Source organism: Ruegeria sp. AF3, from assembly GCF_056536285.1.
Map to the genome: position 1 here is coordinate 88,303 of NZ_JBQFJM010000001.1, position 18,481 is coordinate 106,783.

Here is an 18,481-nt window from a genome sequence, read left to right on the forward strand (position 1 = left end):
CGAGGGTTTCCGCCGGTGGCTCCGTCGGCGCACATGGACAGGGCAGAAGGGTACGCTTTCCAATTCCAGATTTCACCCTTGGCGGCCGGTTCGCCGGATTGCCGCGCGGCAATGTCGCTTTTCCCCCCAACGTGCCGCAATCCCTATGCTTGCGCCCCGGCAAACCTGTATCAAACGCTCAATCTAACCAACAACACGGGATCTTCTCATGACTGAGGCAAACACCCGGCGCAGGGCGAGAGGTGGCGGTGGCGCTGCCCGCCGTGCCGAGCGGACTGCAGTTCGTATCGAGACCGCGAAATACATCGAACGCAACATTCCGAACTTCGAAATCCTCAACGAAGAGGCACTGGAGATCATTGAAAACAACGCGGAAACCGTGTTGGAAGAGATCGGTGTTAACTTTGTTGATAACCCTGCCGCTCTGGAACGCTGGCGCGACGCGGGTGCGGATATCGACGGTGAACGCGTGCGCATTCCGCGCGGCCTTGCTCGTGAGCTGATTAAAACAGCGCCCAGCGAGTTCACCCAACATGCCCGCAACCCCGAGAAGTCGGTCGTGATTGGTGGCCGGAACATGGTTCTGGCCCCGGTTTACGGCCCTCCTTTCGTGCGCGATGCACAAGGCGGCCGTCGTTACGCGACGATGGACGACTTCAACAAGTTCGTGAAACTTGCCTATATGTCCAAGTGGCTGCACCATTCGGGCGGTACGGTGTGTGAACCGACCGACATTCCGGTGAACAAGCGCCATCTGGATATGCTGAAGGCGCATATGACTCTGTCGGACAAGCCTTTCATGGGCTCGGTGACCGATCCCAGCCGGGCGCAGGATTCGGTTGAAATGTGCGAAATCCTGTTCGGTAAGGAATTCGTCCAGCAAAACACGGTGATGACGTCGCTGACCAACATAAACTCGCCGATGACATTCGACGATGTGATGATGGGCTCGCTGGAAGTCTATGCCCGCAACAATCAGGCCTGCATCATCTCGCCCTTTATTGTGGGCGGTGCGATGGCGCCGGTCTCGGTGGCCGGTACTTTGACCCAGGTTCTGGCCGAGGTTCTTGCCGGTGTGGCGTACAGCCAGATCGTCCGTCCTGGTGCTCCCGCGATCTTTGGGGCATTCGTGACCTCGATCGACATGAATTCTGGCGCGCCGACCTTCGGTACGCCGGAAGCTTCGCATATCACCTATGGCGCGGGTCAGCTGGCGCGGCGTCTGAACTTGCCGTATCGGTCCGCAGGGTCGTTCTGCGGCTCGAAACTTCCGGATGCGCAGGCGGCTTATGAGACAGCGAACTCGCTGAACATGGGTCTGTTGGCTGGCGTGAACTTCATGCTGCATGCCTGCGGCTGGCTGGAAGGTGGCCTGGTGGCCGACTTCGAGAAATTTGTTATGGATGCCGACCAGTTGGGCGTTTTGCATTCGCTGGCCAAGGGCGTGGCCTATGATGACAACGCGCAGGCCATGGATGCGATCCGGGAAGTTGGCCCCGGCGGGCACTATCTAGGATGCGCCCACACGCAGGCGAACTTCAAGGAATCGTTCTGGAAGTCCGATCTGCTGGACTACAAGCCATATGAAACCTGGCAAGAAGAAGGTGCGCGTGATACGCGGGCTCTAGCCTCTGTGCGGGTTGAACACCTGCTGGCGAATTATCAGCAACCGCATATGGAGCCGGATACAGCCGCAGCGCTGGAAGCCTATATCGCCGAGAAAAAGGCCTCCATGCCGGATGCGTTTTCCTAATTATTGAAGGACCGGGGCGCGGTTGGCTTGATACAGCCGCGCCTCACCCAACAGCGCGATAAGAATGTCGAGATGCCGGACCAGAGAGTATGCGGCATCATCTTCTTTGCGCAGTTCATTCACCTCTTTTTCCATCTCCATCAGTCGCAGTAGGGCCTGACCTGAACCCGGCAATGACCCGTATCCCAGAATACGTTGCAAATGCCTGTCCCGGTTGTACTCTCTCGCTCCGAAATTGGCGGCTCTTGCCAACATGCGTGGGCGGTGAAGCGTTGAGATCATTGTCATCAGGTCCTGCATCTTACGTGTCCTGTGTCTGAAGGTTTACCGGACTATTTAATGCACAACCTAAGCGGGTGTTGCCTGCGTGACAGCCTCTCCGAACGATGGTTTCACGACTGTTTATCTTTTTGAATCAAATCTGGTTCGTGCCTTGTGCGGTTAACGAACGAGTAACGAATGGACCTCTAGTTAGATTTGGTTAACCCGCTATCCGAGGGCGAAAAGTGACATTTTGTTTTGTCGACGAGGGCAAATAATCATGGAAAACAACATGGCTTTCACCATTCCGGCATGGGTTCCAGAGGGGGCGCAAAGATACCTTGCTCATACCGAAACCGGACGCTCGATCCGCGATATCGCGAGATCGGCAGGTTGCCATGCGTCAACCATCCTCCGGCAAATCCGGCGTATCGAGATGCGCCGTGACGATCCTTTGGTGGATGCGGCGTTGCAGTCGCTGGCAGAAACACATTTTTCCATGCCCGACGACGCAGGCGACTCGGTCGTGATCGCGGATGAAGCTGCCCAGGAAGAGGCGTTCGAAAGAGAGGCATTGCGCATTCTGCGCCGCCTGAGCGAGACAGGTTCGGTTCTTGCCGTGGCTGAAGAAATGGACAAAGCGGTAGTCGTTCGTGACACCGGCAACGCCGGAGCGACCAGAACCGCGGTCGTCGATTGCGAGATCGCTCAGGCTCTGGCCTTAAAGGACTGGATTTCCTGCGATAACCCCGGTCGCATTTCACGGTACAGAATTTCTGCGGCTGGCCGAACGGCACTGAGCCACCTGATCGCAAAAGCGGAAAACAAGGCGCGCGTGGGTACCGAAGTCGGATTTGCCGAAGCTCAGTCGTTGTTTCAGGCAAAAACATCGGGTGGGGCGACTGACCGGATCAGGCGCATTCGCTATAGCGCCACGGAAAGCCCGTTGGTTGCCCTTGCACGCAGACGTGACCGCGATGGCAAGCCTTTTCTGGATGAATCGCTTGTCAGCGCAGGAGAGCGGTTGCGCGAAGATTTCGAGTTGGCGCAGATTGGTCCTCAGGTTTCACAGAACTGGGAGCGGTTTTTAACGGCTGGTGGCCGCAGCAGTTATGACAGTGAAAGCCACGGAGGAAAGGGATCATCGGATGCGCGGGACCGCGTGGCGCGGGCCCTGTCTGACCTTGGCCCCGGACTAAGTGATGTTGCCCTGCGGTGTTGTTGCTATCTCGAAGGGTTGGAACTGGCGGAAAAACGCATGGGTTGGTCGGCACGATCCGGAAAGATTGTTCTGCGGATCGCGTTACAACGGCTGAAACGTCACTATCGGGATCAGGCTGAACGCGACCGCATGATTGGCTGAAGGTACAAAAAAAGGCCCGTTAAAACGGGCCTTTTTTCGTCTTGTTATTACTCAAGCCAGTTCGGGTTCTGCCATCGCCTGAAGATGTTTCATCAGGTTTTCGGGCGAAGACACGCCATAGGGATCTTCGGGGCAGTTATCCATCAGGCCAGGTTCTTCGAACCAGGCTTCGACAACACCGTCGTTTACGATGGCAGCATAGCGCCATGACCGCATGCCAAAGCCCAGATTGTCCTTGTCAACCAACATACCCATTTTACGGGTGAACTCGCCCGATCCATCCGGAATGACCTTGACGTTGGTCAGGCCCTGATCTTGCGCCCATTTGTTCATCACAAAGCTGTCGTTGACAGACATGCAGTAGATTTCATCGACACCCTGGGCAATGAAATCGCCATATCCGTTTTCAAAGCCGGGCAGTTGATATGTCGAACAGGTGGGCGTGAACGCGCCGGGCAATGAGAACAGGATCACGCGTTTTCCGGCAAAATAGTCAGCGGTGGTCTTGTCTTCCCAACGGAATGGGTTTGGTCCTTCGATTGAGTCATCGCGGACACGGGTGTGAAAGATCACGTTGGGCAGTATTGCGCCGGATTTCATGTTCAAGCTCCTGTGATTCACCTGTGATTTTGCCGTGACTTAAAACAGTTCTAAACTGCCTTCAATCGACGATATGCCGCATTTTGAATTAATAACCTCTTCTCATTACTCATTGAAAACATGCGGTGAAACGGATTTTTACAATCTCGTTTTCGCTTATGCGCGGCGGCGTTGCATAGCGGCTATGCGCCGCTGGTGTAACACTGCACATCTGTTTATGTTATGAGCGACAAGATTGACCTAAAGTCAGGAATATTGCCCGTGCGAGATCTGAAGATCCCCGAACAGCGCCATCCGGAAAAAGCGCACCGCCCGGATAATGCGCAGCCCAAGAAACCGAACTGGATCAGGGTCAAGGCACCCGGCGGCAAAGGTTATGCAGATACGCGCCGGATCATGCGCGACAATAATCTGGTCACAGTCTGCGAAGAGGCGGGATGCCCCAATGTCGGCGAATGCTGGAGCCAGGGCCACGCCACCATGATGATCATGGGCGAGATCTGTACCCGTGGCTGCACATTCTGCAATATCGCTACTGGCCGCCCAGACGACCTTGACGCCTTTGAACCCGGCCGGGTGGCACATGCGGTCGAAAAACTTGGCCTGAACCATGTGGTTATCACCTCCGTTGATCGGGATGATCTGAGTGATGGCGGTGCCGAGCATTTTGCTCAGACCATCCGCGCGGTGCGGCACCGCTCTCCCAAAACCACGATCGAGATTCTGACGCCCGATTTTCTGAAATGCGATGCTGACGTTCTGGAAATTGTGGTTCAGGCAAAGCCGGACGTCTTCAATCATAATCTGGAAACCGTACCGGGTTTGTACCCCGAGGTTCGCCCCGGCGCGCGGTACTTCCATTCACTGCGTCTTTTGCAGCGGGTGAAAGAACTTGATCCGTCGATCTTTACCAAGTCTGGCATCATGGTTGGGCTTGGCGAAAACGAACAGCAGGTGCGTCAGGTCATGGATGACATGCGCGCGGCGGATATCGATTTTCTGACGATTGGCCAGTATCTGCAACCAACACCGAAACACCACGGTGTTGATCGTTTCGTGACACCCGACGAGTTCGCGTCATACGAAAAGGCAGCTTACGGCAAAGGCTTTCTGATGGTATCTGCGTCGCCGTTGACCCGGTCTTCCTATCACGCTGGTGATGATTTTGCCCGGCTGCGCGCGGCGCGTCTAGAAAAGCTGCAACACGCGTGACACCTGATCAGATCGCGCGACTGACCTATCTGCGCCACGAGCTGCATCAACAACCTGAACTTTCGGGACAGGAAGAGAGTACCGCAGCACGGTTGGCTGAACTTCTGCGCGACGCAGGCGCTGACCATGTCCTGACCGGAATAGGTGGGCACGGGATTGCCGCCGTTTTCGAAAGTGGCCAACCTGGTCCCACCCTGGGCATTCGCTGCGAACTGGATGGGTTGCCGATCCAGGAGTTGGCGGACCATTCCTATGTATCACAGGTCGCGGGCAAAGGTCATTTATGCGGCCACGACGGGCATATGACTATGGTTCTGGGCGTAGCAGACGGGTTGAAACATCACCGCCCCAAGAAGGGCCGCGTCGTATTGATCTTCCAGCCAGCAGAAGAGACCGGCCATGGTGCAATCGCTTTCCGGGCTGATCCCCAGTTCGCCGGGGTTGCGCCCGACCTCGTACTGTCTTTGCACAACTTACCAGGACTGGAGTTGGGCGCGGTCGAAATTTGTGACGGTCCTTCTAACTGTGCCTCACGCGGGATGCAGATTGTTTTGGCTGGAAAGACGTCGCATGCCGCTGCTCCGCAAGATGGGGTGTCACCTGCCAGTGCGCTGGCAAGTCTGATGCCGGCTTTGACCGCGTTAGGTGGCGGAGGGGATCTGAATGACGACTACGCATTGACCACCGTCACACATGCCACGTTGGGTGAGCGCACGGTCGGAGTAGCACCGGGGCAGGCCGAGCTGTGGGTGACGCTTCGCACAGTCACGGACGCGCGAATGGCGCAGCTGATCAGCGACGCTGAATCGTTGGTCCACGAAACGGCCAAAGCCGAAGGGCTGGCGGTCGAAATCAGTTATGACGAAGTGTTTGAGGCTTGTGCCAATCACCCGGAAGCAGTTTCGATCCTGTCCAAGGCCTGCACGGAGCAGGGCGTTTTTTGCAGATTGGTCGATCAGCCACAGCGGTTTTCAGAAGATTTCGGCCAGTTTGGAAAAAGCGCGAAAACCGCCATGTTCTGGTTGGGGTCGGGAAGTGACCAACCCCAGTTGCACAACCCGGACTATGATTTCCCGGATGCGCTTATTCCGATTGGGACCGGGATATTTCTGAGGGCCATCGAAGCTGTGTTAGGCCGCGACTGCTAGGACCGAGGCTTTCAATTCATCAGATCGCCAACGATTCCAACAGCTTCTATTACAGTCTTCGTATCATCTGATATCGAGATTATTTCGTCGTCGACCCGAATATACCGTTGCCCCGGCTTCAGCGGTTTGAGCTTCCAGTTGTCGAGGTCGTCAACATAGTCAAAACGCAGTTCGTCCGGTAATTTCTGACCTCGGGTGTATCGTTTGATTTGACCGGGCGGAACAGCCTTGCCGTTTGACTTAATGGATTTCTCTACTTTGGTTTTGTTGGCACCTTGTCCTTTGCCCTTGTTGTCTTTTGCATATGACGCGCTTGCAAGGGAGACGATCACCAAAAAGACGCCCGCTATCGAGATAAGACGCTTCATCAAAAATCCTCCTGCGACTACCTGAAAGGTAAAGCGACGAGGCGATGGTTGTCCATTGATATTCTAAATAATGAATTTTTAATCGGGTCTGAGTACGAGGCCGGAAAAGGCCCGCTCGGGCTATTCGTCCGTAAAGCGGACTTTGCCAATATAGGGCAGGTTGCGATTGCGTTGAGCATAGTCAATTCCATAACCCACGACAAATTCGTCGGGTATCTCAAAACCGATCCAGTCTGATCGAAAATCCACTTCGCGGCGGCTCGGCTTGTCCAGCAAGGCAATGGATTTCAGGCGCGCGGGGTTACGGCTTTGCAGCAACTTGGTGACATGGTTCAACGTATGGCCTGTGTCAACGATATCCTCGACAACCAGCACGTCGCGCCCTTCAATTGCGCCGCGTAAGTCTTTGAGAATGCGAACTTCCCTGCTGCTTTCCATCGCGTCTCCGTAAGAAGATGCTTCAAGGAAATCCACCTCGATCGGAAGGTCAAGTTCGCGCACAAGGTCGGCGATGAAAACAAAGCTGCCGCGCAGCAGACCCACGACCACCAGCTTGTCAGTGTTTTTGAACTCTGCCGAAATGTCGCGACACAGCTCCTCGATTCGAGCGGCGATAGCCTTTGCCGAGATCATCTCATCTATCACATATGCGCGGTCAGTCATCGCAGCCCCCTTGATCTTTGGCGCGCAACATACGACATGACGCGCCATTGTCACCTGCAAATACCGGACGTCATGCCTATCCATTCGGAAACCCGCCACCTGCCGTATACAGCCCAGCAGATGTACGACCTGGTTGCCGATGTGGCCAAGTACCCCCAATTTCTGCCGTGGTGCGCTGCTGCCCGCATTCGCAAGACCTATGCGATGGAAGAGGCTGAGGTGATGGAGGCCGATCTGATCATCTCGTTCAAGGTTTTCCGGGAACGATTTGGCAGCAAGGTAACCCTGTTTGCGGATCAAAAGAAAATCGACACCGAATACCTGGACGGCCCCTTCAAATACATGAAATCCGACTGGCAGTTCGAGGACGCGCCTGATGGGGGCTGCAACGTCTCGTTCCATGTGGATTTCGAATTCAAGAACGCCATCTTGCAAGGGATTATCGGTGTGGTTTTCAACGAAGCGATGCATCGGATCGTGCGCGCGTTCGAGACGCGCGCGCAAGAACTCTACAGCTAGGTCTTTACCCTTGTCAGGCGCACGCTAGACTACGCGCATGACGGAATTTACTGTATCATTGGCCGCTTTTGCGGCAGGGCCGATTTCTACGTCGTCTCAGGCGCGAATCGTCACATCGCTATCTGTTCTTGACTGGGTCGCTGTGGGCCGGGCAGGCGCGCGCGAACCCGTCTCAACCACGGTTCGCGACATGATACTGTCCGAGGGCGGGAACCCTCAGGCGCATCTCCTTGGCGGCGGCTCGGCGCCGCTACGTGGTGCGGCGTTGGTGAATGGCACGGTGTCTCACGCGCTGGATTACGATGACACGCATTTCGCCCATATTGGGCATCCTTCCGTCGCCATTTTGCCCGCAGCCCTTGCGGTGGCCGAATGGGATGACCGTATTCTTGTCGACTTTCTCGAAGCCGCTTTGGTGGGTATGGAAACCTCAATCCGAATTGGCTTGTGGCTGGGGCGCGGTCACTATCAGGCAGGGTTTCACCAGACGGCGACATCCGGTGCCTTTGGGGCGGCAGTCGCTGTTGGCCGTTTGCTGGGTTTTGACGCAAACCAGATGCGAATGGTTCTGGGTCTGACGGCGACGCGAGCGGCGGGGCTGAAGGCGCAGTTCGGAACCATGGGCAAGCCGTATAACGCCGGACTTGCCGCTTCAGCAGGGGTCGAGACGGCCTTGCTGGTACAGCGCGGTTTTCAGGCCAACGCCGACGCGCTGGAGGGTCCTTATGGATTTGGGGCAACGCATCAAGGTGCAGCGGATCAAACTGCTCTGGATGGGTTGGGCGATGAATGGCTGTTTGAAACGGTCAGCCACAAGTTTCACGCCTGTTGCCACGGTCTTCACGCCGCGCTGGAAGCCGCGCGGGAGTTGGACATAGCGGAGCCAGAGGTCGCCGAGATCCAGATAAAGACTCATCCGCGCTGGATGAGTGTGTGCAATCAACTGTCACCGACAACCGGACTGGGGGCCAAGTTTTCCTATCGGACAGTGATCGCGATGCAGGCGCTGGGATATGATACGGCTTTGCCAGGTAGTTTCACCGACAAGGTCTGCGTCGACCCGCGTATAACGTCTTTGCGCGACCGCATCACGGTCGAGGCAGATGACAGCCTGTCAGAAACGCAGGCGCATCTGTCCCTGCTGCGTCGCGATGGCATTCGCCGCGAAGCGACGCATGATCTGCTGAACCCAATGTCGTTGTCGGACCGTGAGGATCGCGTGCGCGACAAAGCGACCAAGCTGATCGGCGCGGATGAATCGGACACGATCTGGTCGATGCTGCGCACCGGGGGACGTGCCCGCGATCTGGCCGAACGTATGGCGGGTTAAGCCACGCACCAGTGCAACGGAAAGCCCGGGTCAAACACAGTGACTGGTCCATCGCCTGTTTCAATCTTTGAGGGATACGAAACGGGCTCACCCTTGGTCAGGGTAATCATATCCTGGTTCACCGGTAAGCGATAGAAACCCGGCCCGTTGAGCGACACGAAGCCTTCCAGCTTTTCCAATGCACCTTCCCGGTCAAACATTTCAGCCACCAGAGACATGGTGTTGGTCGCCGTAAAACAGCCCGCACAGCCACAAGCCATTTCCTTGTTTGCATCCGTGTGCGGGGCACTGTCCGTGCCCAGAAAAAACCGCGCATCGCCCGATGTTGCGGCGGATAGCAGGGCCAGACGGTGTTCCTCGCGCTTGGCAACAGGAAGGCAATAGTAATGCGGTTTGATGCCACCAACCAGGATATGGTTGCGGTTGATAATCAAGTGGTGCGCCGTGATCGTTGCACCCAGATCAACCGCGTTGGCTTTGACATAATCCACACCATTGGACGTGGTGATATGTTCCATCACAACACGCAGGCCCGGAGTCGATCTGCGGATCGGATCCAGAACACGGTCGATGAACACGGCTTCGCGGTCAAATATGTCGATCTCCGGATCCGTCACCTCGCCATGCACACACATGGGCAGGCCGATTTCGGCCATCTTCTCAAGCACCGGGCGCACTTTGTCGAAGTCGCGCACACCCGAGGCGGAGTTGGTGGTAGCCCCGGCAGGATACAGCTTGACGGCTTTGATCAGACCGTTGGCATGGGCCGCTGCGACATCTGCGGCATCTGTATCTTCGGTCAGATACAGGGTCATCAACGGCTCGAACGTCATACCATCGGGCAGAGCCGCCATAATGCGGTCTCGATAGGCGGCGGCCTGATCGCCGCGCACAACCGGCGGTACAAGGTTCGGCATAATGATCGCACGGGCGAAATGGCGCGCGGTTTCGGGCAGGACGGCCTGTAACATCGCGCCATCGCGCAGATGCAGATGCCAGTCGTCAGGGCGGCGGAGCGTAAGGGTGTCGGTCATGGCCTTCCGCTAGCATAGCTGTTGCGAAAGACCAACTGCGTCCGCGCAAGGCACAAAAAAAATCTTGTCAACCGACCTGAACGTCGTAGCTCTGTCCAAGGTTGAGGCCTTGACGCCCAGACACTTGCATGACCTGTTTATCCCTAAAGCAGAGAGGGGTTCCATGACACAGCCAGATTCCATCGATGCCGTGCAGCAGATGCTGGGTCGTCAGGGCTATGTCTGCGGTCGCGCCCTTGCGACGGTTGTGTTCCTGTCACTGAAGCTTGGACGCCCGTTGTTCCTGGAAGGCGAAGCAGGGGTTGGAAAGACCGAGATCGCCAAGGCTCTGGCATCCGGGTTGAACCGGCGCCTGATCCGGTTGCAGTGCTACGAAGGGCTGGATGCGTCCTCTGCCGTTTACGAATGGAACTTTCCGGCGCAGATGGTCGCGATCCGAACGGCCGAGGCCGCGGGTGGGGCCGACCGGGGCGCGTTGCAGACTGAACTGTTCTCTGACGAATACCTGATCGAACGCCCCTTGTTGCAGGCGATGCGCCCGGACGAAAACGGAGCGCCAGTTCTGCTGATTGACGAATTGGACCGGACCGATGAACCGTTTGAAGCGTTTCTGCTCGAAGCGCTCAGTGACTTTCAGGTCACCATCCCCGAACTTGGCACTATAATAGCACCTGAACCACCCATCGTGATTGTCACCTCGAACCGGACGCGGGAAGTGCATGATGCTCTCAAGCGCCGTTGCCTCTATCATTGGGTAGATTACCCCGACTTCGAGCGTGAGATCGAAATCCTGCACGCCCGTGCGCCTGAAGCTGCGGAAGCACTCAGTCGCGAGGTTGTAGCCTTTGTTCAGCGTTTGCGCACCGAGGATTTGTTCAAGAAACCCGGCGTGGCTGAGACCATTGACTGGGCGAAATGCCTGTTGGCGCTGGATGTGATGAACCTCAGCCCCGAGGTGATCGGGGATACGCTGGGTGCAATCCTGAAATATCAGGACGACATTCAAAAACTTCAAGGGTCCGAGGCAAAACGCATCCTCGACGAGGCCAAGGCCACGCTCGAACCGGTCTGATGTTTCATCTTTTTCCAAATACTCCGGGGGTATGGGGGCAGAGCCCCCGTAACGTCTGATGGCCGAACAACTTCCGCTGGATATACCCGACAACCCAAAGCTGGCGCACAACATCACCCATTTTGCCCGCGCGCTCAGAAAGGCTGGGCTGCCGATCGGACCCGGTCGTGTGATCGACGCTATTCGTGCAGTGCAGGCGGCAGGTTTTTCCGAGAAACGGGATTTCTACTGGACCTTACACGCCTGTTTCGTGAACCGCCCGGAACACCGCGTGATTTTTGCGCAAGTCTTCCGAATGTACTGGCGAGACCCGCGTTACATGGAACACATGATGGCGATGATGCTTCCTGCAATTCGCGGCGTTCAGGAGGAGCACAAGGCCGACGCCGGTGAAAAGCGCGCGGCTGAGGCACTGCTGGACGGGGTTGAGCGTGATTTGCCGGACGCTGCCGGGCAAGAGGAAGGCGAAACCGAGATCGAAATCGACGCAACCCAGACCGCCTCATCCGAGGAACGGCTACGCAATCTGGATTTCGAGCAGATGAGCACGGCCGAAATCGCGCAGGCCAAGCGCGTATTGGCGCGGATGACACTGCCGGTAAAGCCAATTGAATCACGCCGCGGGCAGACCAGTCATTTGGGGCACCGCATCGACCGTGCCCGCACATTGCGCGCGGCCATGCGGCAAGGGGGGGAGTTGCGCGAAATTGCCAGGCTACAGCCCAAACTACGCTGGCCAAATCTTGTCGCACTTTGCGATATTTCCGGCTCGATGAGCCAGTACAGTCGGATCATCCTGCATTTCCTGCACTCAGTGTCCAACGCCAAGGGAGCGGGTTGGGCCAAGGTCTATGCCTTCACATTCGGCACACGCCTCACCAACATAACGCGCCACCTGCACCAACGGGATGTAGACGCGGCACTTGCCGCAGCAGGGGCCGAGGCGCAGGATTGGGAGGGCGGCACGCGTATCGGAGAGTGCCTGCATCAATTCAATAGGGACTGGTCACGCCGGGTGATGGGGCAGGGGGCGGTTGTTCTGTTGATCACAGACGGGCTCGAGCGGGGCGATCCTGAGCTCCTCAGGAAAGAGATCGAGCGTCTGCACCTGTCCTCAAAACGCCTGATCTGGCTGAACCCCTTGTTGCGTTGGGACGGGTTCGCGCCCAGGGCGCAAGGGGTTGCCGCGATGCTGCCGCATGTTGACAGTTTTCGCGCAGGGCATTCGATTGCCTCACTCGAAGATTTGGCCGCAGCGATTTCACAACCCGACGATGAGGGGCAGAAAGCACGGCTGATGGCCGCGCTTTCCGACTAGCAGCTTACGACAGCTGTTCTTCATTGCACTTGCGGGCCATCTCCATGGCTTTGTAAGTGCCTGTCAGATCGACGGTGAAGGCATAGGATGTCTCGGGAAACACGATCATGACCTTCTTCTTGGCCAGATCATCCGCGAACTGTGGGCTGTCCGACAGAACATAACCACCGGAATAGCCTTTGGTGATGTTACCTTTCATGCCGGTCGCTTCACCCAGATATATGTTGTCGCCCAGCAGGATGGCGACTTCTTGCGTCTCGCCACGTTTGATATCGGTTTCAGCCTTGGTGAAGATGCCGACATATCCCACGCCACGATCTTCGGTCAGGCCCATCTGAACAACGTTTTCCGCATCATCCACCGCCTCGATCAGGCAGGATTTTTTTTCAGTGTCGATGAAGACTTTCCAGCCTTCAACCTCTCCATAGCGTTGGAATGTGTCAGCCCACGCTGCGGTTGAAGTCAAAAGACCAACTGCCGCGCCCAATGCAAGAATACGTTTCAACTGCATGTCTCCGATCTATGATTTGTATGGTATGCAAGCCAGACTTGAGGTCGGTTGCCTGCACAGGCTAGAACTCGGGTCACAAACAATCAATGCTATGATTTGTTGAATATGGCTCGGGCAATGGCCTTGCCCTATGGGGTTCAATATAGACCTTTTGGTAAGCCTGATGCGCTTTTCATCACGCAATTCCCGCTTATGTTGGTGTCATAGGTCATCCGGAGGTTCCGATGGAGCGATTCGACAACAGTCCTGAAACGGCGCTTGACTGGCACCGCAGCGGGCGCGGCGCGGCGCTCGCTACAGTTGTCGAAACCTGGGGCAGTGCGCCGCGGCGGGTGGGATCCCAATTGGTGATTGGCGGCGATGGTCGGATCGAAGGTTCCGTTTCTGGTGGATGTGTCGAAGGTGCTGTTATCGTCGAGGCGCTTGAAGCCATTGATGAAGGTGAAGCGCGTTTACTTGAATTCGGGGTCAGTGACGACGATGCCTTTGCGGTTGGTTTGGCCTGTGGGGGGACCATACGCGTTCTTGTTGAACCCATAGGAAAAGTCCTGTCCGAACCTATGTTGGCGGAACTGGTTGCCGCTCGGGCCGCTCGTGAGCCCGTTGCCTACGAAGTCAATGTCGAGACCGGGCGCAGGGCGTTGCGCCGCAATGCTTATGCCGACAGGCTGCGTATGGATCGGTCAGGGTTCGAAGAGGATGGCCAGACCTTTGTCGCAGTACATAACCCACCGCTGAGGTTGCTGGTCGTTGGGGCAGTTCACATCGCGCAGGCTCTGGTGCCGATGGCGCGGATTGCGGGCTATGATCCAACCATTATCGACCCGCGTGACGCCTTTGCGTCCAGAGCACGTTTTCCCGGTGAAACGATCCTGACGGATTGGCCGGATGAAGCCGTTGCGAAGCTGGGACTGGACGCGCGGACCGCTATTGTCCTGCTGACACATGACCCAAAACTTGACGATCCGGCGCTACAAGCCGCGTTGGCCGCCGATGTGTTCTATATCGGTGCATTGGGGTCAACACGCACCCATGCCAAGCGCATTGAGCGTATGAAAGCGGCGGGTTTTACCGATGCGCAAATCTCTGGCATTCATGGGCCCATTGGCCTGGATATCGGGGCCGCCGGTCCCTCGGAAATCGCGGTTGCGATACTGGCGCAGATCACTGCAGTTCTGCGAGGGAAAGCATGAAATTTGGGCCTGTGCCGGTGTCCCAGGCAGAGGGGGCCATTCTGGCGCATTCGGTTACAGCGGATGGGCGAAAGCTTCGCAAGGGGCTTGAATTGCGCTCGGAACATGTGGCGCAACTGATAAAGGCCGGTCTAAGCGAGGTCATTGTTGCCCGACTGGATTCCGGTGATTGCCATGAAGATCAGGCGGCACGTAAGCTGGCGTCTGCGCTGGCACCTGATCCAGCATCAGCCAACTTGCGGGTTACCGAGGCATTTACCGGGCGGGTAAACCTTTTGGCCGATGGGCCCGGGGTTGCCGTGCTCGATGTTCACGCACTTGAAATGTTCAATCTGGTCAATCCGATGATTACCGTTGCGACCGTTCCACAGTACCAGCAAATGGGGGCGAACGGCATGATGGCGACCATTAAGGTCATCTCATATGCCGTGCCAGAGGCTGATGTTCAGCGCGCCGCCGGGCTGGCACAAGGAGCTGTGCGTCTGGCGCGGCCTGTTCATCGGACAGCCGGTCTTGTTGTAACGGAAATTCCCGGTGGTCCACCGAACGAAAAGGGGATTGCGGCCATTCGGGGACGGGTCGAGGCAGTGGGAATGGAGCTTGCGGAGGTGCAGATTGTTCCGCATCGAACGGATTCCTTGACCAGCGCGATTTCTAAGGGGAAGGGCGATCTTCTGATGATATTGACGGGTTCGGCCACCTCGGATCCCAACGATGTCGCACCGTCGGCCGTTCGGCAGGCCGGTGGGACGATTGATCGCTTTGGTATGCCGGTTGATCCGGGAAACCTGCTGTTTCTTGGGGACTTGCAGGGCCGACCTGTGATCGGCTTGCCGGGATGCGCGCGCTCTCCGGCGTTGAATGGGGCGGATTGGGTGCTGTCGCGTGTCGCATGCGGGATTGAAACAACAGGCGCCGATATTGCCGGAATGGGGGTTGGCGGATTGTTGAAGGAAATCCCGACCAGACCTCAGCCGCGGGCGAAAAGAAACGACTGACCGCCGCCAAGGTCCGCGATATGGCGTATCACACCGTACTTGCGGCCAATGTATTATTGATATTCTAGGGTTTTCTCATCCTTGGCAATACGCCGGGCCGCCAATACGCGCCGGTGTCCTCCCGGGCTTTTTGAAACTGTTCGACCCTATCCCGTGCGGCGTCTCCTCCTGCATCAAAGAGATGTCCGAGCAGGCATTCCAGAACCGCCATCGCGCCAGAAAAGCTAGAAAACGGATGTAAAGTGCGGGTGCTGACGGGTAGAACGACATCCGGGTTGACGCCGGGTGCAATCACCTCGCTCTCCGACAGCAACACAATCTTCATGGCCCGGTCGCGGGCAAAACGCATCGAATGGATCGTATCTGCGGAATAGGGATGGACGGTGATGGCAAACAAACAATCCTCGGACGTGGCCTCGACCAGGTCATCGACAGCCGAGCCCATGTGTCTTGGTATCAGCTGTAATCCGGGATGGGCCATGCGGCCGGCGTAGTGAAAATAATAGGCCAGCGCATGACTGGACCTTGTGGCGGTCACATAACAACGACGTGCAGACACCATGTATTCAACGGCACGCTTGGCCAATTGCGGCTCCATCAGGCGCAGGGATCGGGACACAACATTCATCTCATTGCGCGCAAATCTGGCCTGTGCGTCATTGAAAGGGTCTTGTCTGGGTGACGTGGTTAACCATTCCTGACCAATCCTGTCTTCACTGTCGGTTGTGAGAGCAAGGCGAAATGGGTGGCGAAAGGCGTCAAAACTGTCGAAACCCATACGCTGCGCCAGTCGAACAAGAACACTGGTGCTGATGCCGATCCGGTCGGCGGTCGCTCGGACCGGGTTCAGGCCGAAATCACCGGGATGGTCGATGATATATTTCGCCGCGACTTGCATCTGCGCTGGCATCTCATCGATCTCGCGTCGAATTTGGCTGGTCAAGGCTGTAAGGGTGGGTGTCATACCAAAAAGAAACATATGTTTTCTTTTGTGTAAATTGAATACGTCGTCCAGCGACTCTAACTGAGGGCAAAGATTTGGGTGGTGCTATGACATCAATAACAACTGACAGCTCGGACAGGCCCTACGTTCTAGTTGCGCCAAACGGTGCCCGGCGGAACGCGTTGGATCATCCAGCCTTGCCACTCAGGATTGATCAGATCGTCATATCTGCGCGGGATTGCCATGCCGCAGGTGCGGATGGGTTGCATCTGCATATTAGGGATGCAGACGGACGGCATTCACTGGACGCCGGATTGTACCGGGAAACGCTTGCGGAATTGCAGCGCGAGGTTCCAAAAATGGAGCTACAGATCACGACCGAAGCTGCCGGGCAGTTCGACGTGGCATCGCAACTGGACTGTTTGCAAAAGGTGCGACCTGAATGGGCATCAATCTCGGTGCGTGAAATCGCCCGCGATCTGAACCTTGCGCCCAGGGTCTATGCACTATGTGCGGATCAGGGCACACGGGTTCAGCATATCTTGTACGATACTGAGGACGCACGTTTACTGGAACAGTGGCTCGCTTTGGGCATCGTACACGCGGATCAGACAGATCGTTTGCTTGTTCTGGGGCGATACAGCGATGGCCAGCAATCTGTGCCTGCCGATCTCGACGCCTTTCCAGAATGCCCGGCCCGTTGGATGGTGTGCGCCTTTGGAACGCAAGAACATGCCTGTCTGGCTGAGGCTGCGCGACGCGGTGGTGACGTGCGGGTTGGGTTTGAAAACAGTCTGACGGGGCCGGATGGCAGGCTGTGGGCAGATAACGCGGCCTCGGTTGCAGCATTAGTCGAATTGCTTGGAAGGGCACAGAAATGAGTCATGTTTTCCCACGTCACACGAAATCGGACCTTCCTGTCGCGGTTGGCGGCGATGGCTGTTATCTGATCGACGCAAAGGGCAAGCGTTACCTGGATTGCGGTGATGCGGCGGTATCTTGTTTGGGCCATTCGAATCAGGCCGTGATCCAAGCGGTACAGCAGCAGGTGGAACAGATTGCCTTTGCACATACAGGGTTCATGACATCAAAACCGGCTGAGGCTTTGGCCGAATTGTTGATCCGGCACGCGCCGGGGGATCTGGACCGGGTGTATTTTGTTTCGGGCGGGTCCGAGGCGACCGAGGCGGCAATCAAACTGGCGCGCCAGTACTTTCTAGAAATCGGACAACCTGAACGCCGTCACGTTATCGCGCGAAAGCAAAGCTATCACGGCAACACTTTAGGGGCTTTGTCCGCTGGGGGTAACGCATGGAGACGGGCGCAATTCGCCCCGATGCTGATCGAGATGACGCATATCTCTGCCTGCTACGAATATGCCGAAAAATCGGAAGACGAGAGCAGCTTTGACTATGGTCAGCGTGTGGCCAATGAGCTGGAATCCGAAATCCTGCGGCTGGGCCCTGATACTGTCATGGCATTTATGGCCGAACCAGTGGTTGGAGCTACCCTTGGCGCAGTCCCTGCGGTTGAAGGGTACTTCAAGCGTATTCGCGAGATCTGCGACCACTATGGTGTGTTGCTGATTTTGGATGAGGTGATGTGCGGTATGGGCCGAACCGGTCACCTGTTTGCCTGCGATCATGACGACATCGCGCCGGATATTTTGTGTATCGCCAAGGGGTTGGGGGCCGGATATCAACCAATCGGAGCCATGCTGTGCACCGGCAAAATCTATGACGCGATCCGCGACGGATCAGGGTTTTTCCAACATGGACACACCTATGTCGGTCATCCGGTCGCCACAGCCGCCGCATTGGCGGTAGTCCGTGAGTTGACCGAACGGGATTTACCTGCGCGTGCCGGGGTCATGGGCAACAAGCTGCGATCCGCCCTCGAGGCTGCATTCGGACAGCACCCGAACGTGGGAGATATCCGTGGGCGCGGGTTGTTCCGTGGTGTTGAACTGGTCGCTGACCGCGACAGCAAGGCCCCTTTTGATCCATCACGTGGCATCGCAGGTAAGGTGAAAAAGGCAGCACTGGACGAAGGGTTGATTTGCTATCCCATGGCTGGCACGCGGGATGGCCTGAACGGCGATCATGTCCTGCTGGCGCCGCCCTTTATTATTGAAGAGGAACAGATAGGCGAACTCGTCAGCAAACTGGAACGCGCCCTTTCTGCTGTGCTTTGAC

19 protein-coding genes are annotated in these 18,481 nt (G+C 56.7%); 12 read left to right on the forward strand and 7 right to left on the reverse strand.

What is annotated here, in order from left to right; all coding sequences use genetic code 11:
• Window positions 1–208 precede the first annotated feature (208 nt).
• Window positions 209–1,753, forward strand: coding sequence for a trimethylamine methyltransferase family protein (locus ACR3FC_RS00395; RefSeq protein ID WP_480472461.1), 1,545 nt, complete (start codon window positions 209–211; stop codon window positions 1,751–1,753).
• Here ACR3FC_RS00395 and ACR3FC_RS00400 read toward each other — a convergent pair whose 3' ends face one another.
• On the reverse strand, window positions 1,754–2,053 hold the full coding sequence (locus ACR3FC_RS00400; RefSeq protein ID WP_480472463.1) for a DUF6477 family protein: 300 nt from the start codon (window positions 2,051–2,053) through the stop codon (window positions 1,754–1,756). It abuts the gene before it with no gap.
• 241 nt (window positions 2,054–2,294) lie between these two features.
• On the opposite strand from ACR3FC_RS00400, the gene ACR3FC_RS00405 reads away from it, so the two are divergent.
• Window positions 2,295–3,377, forward strand: coding sequence for a DUF6456 domain-containing protein (locus ACR3FC_RS00405; protein WP_480472465.1), 1,083 nt, complete (start codon window positions 2,295–2,297; stop codon window positions 3,375–3,377).
• 51 nt (window positions 3,378–3,428) lie between these two features.
• On the opposite strand, the gene ACR3FC_RS00410 is transcribed toward ACR3FC_RS00405, so the two are convergent.
• A complete protein-coding gene (locus ACR3FC_RS00410; RefSeq protein ID WP_480472467.1) occupies window positions 3,429–3,977 on the reverse strand; it encodes a redoxin family protein in 549 nt (182 codons plus the stop codon).
• Between the two features lie 261 nt (window positions 3,978–4,238).
• On the opposite strand from ACR3FC_RS00410, the gene lipA reads away from it, so the two are divergent.
• Both lipA and ACR3FC_RS00420 read left to right on the forward strand, forming a co-directional pair.
• Window positions 4,239–5,189, forward strand: coding sequence for a lipoyl synthase (gene lipA / locus ACR3FC_RS00415; protein ID WP_480472469.1), 951 nt, complete (start codon window positions 4,239–4,241; stop codon window positions 5,187–5,189).
• Entirely contained in the window at window positions 5,186–6,337 is a 1,152-nt protein-coding gene (locus ACR3FC_RS00420) for an amidohydrolase (protein ID WP_480472471.1), read from the forward strand. The genes lipA and ACR3FC_RS00420 overlap by 4 nt, the downstream gene beginning before the upstream one ends.
• A gap of 11 nt (window positions 6,338–6,348) precedes the next feature.
• Here ACR3FC_RS00420 and ACR3FC_RS00425 read toward each other — a convergent pair whose 3' ends face one another.
• Both ACR3FC_RS00425 and hpt read right to left on the reverse strand, forming a co-directional pair.
• On the reverse strand, window positions 6,349–6,705 hold the full coding sequence (locus tag ACR3FC_RS00425; RefSeq protein ID WP_480472473.1) for a hypothetical protein: 357 nt from the start codon (window positions 6,703–6,705) through the stop codon (window positions 6,349–6,351).
• 120 nt (window positions 6,706–6,825) lie between these two features.
• A complete protein-coding gene (hpt, locus tag ACR3FC_RS00430; protein WP_480472475.1) occupies window positions 6,826–7,368 on the reverse strand; it encodes a hypoxanthine phosphoribosyltransferase in 543 nt (180 codons plus the stop codon).
• A gap of 72 nt (window positions 7,369–7,440) precedes the next feature.
• Here hpt and ACR3FC_RS00435 point away from each other — a divergent pair, with 72 nt between their 5' ends.
• Together ACR3FC_RS00435 and ACR3FC_RS00440 are read left to right on the forward strand one after the other, a co-directional pair.
• Window positions 7,441–7,887, forward strand: coding sequence for a type II toxin-antitoxin system RatA family toxin (locus ACR3FC_RS00435; RefSeq protein ID WP_480472477.1), 447 nt, complete (start codon window positions 7,441–7,443; stop codon window positions 7,885–7,887).
• A 37-nt stretch (window positions 7,888–7,924) separates the two neighbouring features.
• Window positions 7,925–9,217 (forward strand): MmgE/PrpD family protein, encoded by a 1,293-nt coding sequence (locus tag ACR3FC_RS00440; protein ID WP_480472479.1) that lies wholly within the window; start codon window positions 7,925–7,927, stop codon window positions 9,215–9,217.
• Here the strand turns inward: ACR3FC_RS00440 and pyrC are convergent.
• Entirely contained in the window at window positions 9,214–10,251 is a 1,038-nt protein-coding gene (gene pyrC / locus ACR3FC_RS00445; protein ID WP_480472481.1) for a dihydroorotase, read from the reverse strand. The genes ACR3FC_RS00440 and pyrC overlap by 4 nt on opposite strands.
• Before the next feature lie 163 nt (window positions 10,252–10,414).
• Between pyrC and ACR3FC_RS00450 the strand changes: the two genes are divergently transcribed.
• The gene (locus ACR3FC_RS00450) at window positions 10,415–11,323 is read left to right on the forward strand and encodes an AAA family ATPase (RefSeq protein ID WP_480472483.1); all 909 of its coding nucleotides are present in this window, start codon (window positions 10,415–10,417) and stop codon (window positions 11,321–11,323) included.
• A 58-nt stretch (window positions 11,324–11,381) separates the two neighbouring features.
• Window positions 11,382–12,641 carry a vWA domain-containing protein gene (locus ACR3FC_RS00455; protein WP_480472485.1) on the forward strand — a complete coding sequence of 420 codons (1,260 nt, stop codon included), beginning with the start codon at window positions 11,382–11,384 and terminating at the stop codon, window positions 12,639–12,641.
• Between the two features lie 4 nt (window positions 12,642–12,645).
• Here ACR3FC_RS00455 and ACR3FC_RS00460 read toward each other — a convergent pair whose 3' ends face one another.
• Window positions 12,646–13,152, reverse strand: coding sequence for a hypothetical protein (locus ACR3FC_RS00460; RefSeq protein WP_480472487.1), 507 nt, complete (start codon window positions 13,150–13,152; stop codon window positions 12,646–12,648).
• A gap of 224 nt (window positions 13,153–13,376) precedes the next feature.
• On the opposite strand from ACR3FC_RS00460, the gene ACR3FC_RS00465 reads away from it, so the two are divergent.
• Window positions 13,377–14,345, forward strand: coding sequence for an XdhC family protein (locus ACR3FC_RS00465; RefSeq protein WP_480472489.1), 969 nt, complete (start codon window positions 13,377–13,379; stop codon window positions 14,343–14,345).
• Window positions 14,342–15,343, forward strand: a complete 1,002-nt coding sequence (locus tag ACR3FC_RS00470) for a molybdopterin-binding protein (RefSeq protein ID WP_480472491.1) — start codon at window positions 14,342–14,344, stop codon at window positions 15,341–15,343. The genes ACR3FC_RS00465 and ACR3FC_RS00470 overlap by 4 nt, the downstream gene beginning before the upstream one ends.
• Before the next feature lie 64 nt (window positions 15,344–15,407).
• Here the strand turns inward: ACR3FC_RS00470 and ACR3FC_RS00475 are convergent, their stop codons facing one another.
• Window positions 15,408–16,307 (reverse strand): MurR/RpiR family transcriptional regulator, encoded by a 900-nt coding sequence (locus ACR3FC_RS00475; RefSeq protein ID WP_480472493.1) that lies wholly within the window; start codon window positions 16,305–16,307, stop codon window positions 15,408–15,410.
• An 86-nt stretch (window positions 16,308–16,393) separates the two neighbouring features.
• On the opposite strand from ACR3FC_RS00475, the gene ACR3FC_RS00480 reads away from it, so the two are divergent.
• Together ACR3FC_RS00480 and ACR3FC_RS00485 are read left to right on the forward strand one after the other, a co-directional pair.
• Window positions 16,394–17,167 (forward strand): beta-keto acid cleavage family enzyme, encoded by a 774-nt coding sequence (locus tag ACR3FC_RS00480; RefSeq protein ID WP_480472495.1) that lies wholly within the window; start codon window positions 16,394–16,396, stop codon window positions 17,165–17,167.
• The gene (locus ACR3FC_RS00485) at window positions 17,164–18,480 is read left to right on the forward strand and encodes an aspartate aminotransferase family protein (protein ID WP_480472497.1); all 1,317 of its coding nucleotides are present in this window, start codon (window positions 17,164–17,166) and stop codon (window positions 18,478–18,480) included. Before ACR3FC_RS00480 ends, ACR3FC_RS00485 begins: the two co-directional genes overlap by 4 nt.
• The last annotated feature ends 1 nt before the right edge of the window (window position 18,481 follow it).

Bases quoted from the DNA above. Each gene is read 5' to 3' on its own strand.
- ACR3FC_RS00405 (WP_480472465.1), top strand. From the start codon at position 2,295: ATGGAAAACAACATGGCTTTCACCATTCCGGCATGGGTTCCAGAGGGG.
- ACR3FC_RS00475 (WP_480472493.1), bottom strand. From the start codon at position 16,307: ATGACACCCACCCTTACAGCCTTGACCAGCCAAATTCGACGCGAGATC.
- ACR3FC_RS00435 (WP_480472477.1), top strand. From the start codon at position 7,441: ATGCCTATCCATTCGGAAACCCGCCACCTGCCGTATACAGCCCAGCAG.
- hpt (WP_480472475.1), bottom strand. From the start codon at position 7,368: ATGACTGACCGCGCATATGTGATAGATGAGATGATCTCGGCAAAGGCT.
- ACR3FC_RS00470 (WP_480472491.1), top strand. From the start codon at position 14,342: ATGAAATTTGGGCCTGTGCCGGTGTCCCAGGCAGAGGGGGCCATTCTG.
- pyrC (WP_480472481.1), bottom strand. From the start codon at position 10,251: ATGACCGACACCCTTACGCTCCGCCGCCCTGACGACTGGCATCTGCAT.
- ACR3FC_RS00410 (WP_480472467.1), bottom strand. From the start codon at position 3,977: ATGAAATCCGGCGCAATACTGCCCAACGTGATCTTTCACACCCGTGTC.
- ACR3FC_RS00395 (WP_480472461.1), top strand. From the start codon at position 209: ATGACTGAGGCAAACACCCGGCGCAGGGCGAGAGGTGGCGGTGGCGCT.
- ACR3FC_RS00440 (WP_480472479.1), top strand. From the start codon at position 7,925: ATGACGGAATTTACTGTATCATTGGCCGCTTTTGCGGCAGGGCCGATT.
- ACR3FC_RS00480 (WP_480472495.1), top strand. From the start codon at position 16,394: ATGACATCAATAACAACTGACAGCTCGGACAGGCCCTACGTTCTAGTT.
- ACR3FC_RS00425 (WP_480472473.1), bottom strand. From the start codon at position 6,705: ATGAAGCGTCTTATCTCGATAGCGGGCGTCTTTTTGGTGATCGTCTCC.
- ACR3FC_RS00485 (WP_480472497.1), top strand. From the start codon at position 17,164: ATGAGTCATGTTTTCCCACGTCACACGAAATCGGACCTTCCTGTCGCG.
- ACR3FC_RS00460 (WP_480472487.1), bottom strand. From the start codon at position 13,152: ATGCAGTTGAAACGTATTCTTGCATTGGGCGCGGCAGTTGGTCTTTTG.
- ACR3FC_RS00465 (WP_480472489.1), top strand. From the start codon at position 13,377: ATGGAGCGATTCGACAACAGTCCTGAAACGGCGCTTGACTGGCACCGC.
- ACR3FC_RS00400 (WP_480472463.1), bottom strand. From the start codon at position 2,053: ATGCAGGACCTGATGACAATGATCTCAACGCTTCACCGCCCACGCATG.
- ACR3FC_RS00450 (WP_480472483.1), top strand. From the start codon at position 10,415: ATGACACAGCCAGATTCCATCGATGCCGTGCAGCAGATGCTGGGTCGT.
- ACR3FC_RS00455 (WP_480472485.1), top strand. From the start codon at position 11,382: ATGGCCGAACAACTTCCGCTGGATATACCCGACAACCCAAAGCTGGCG.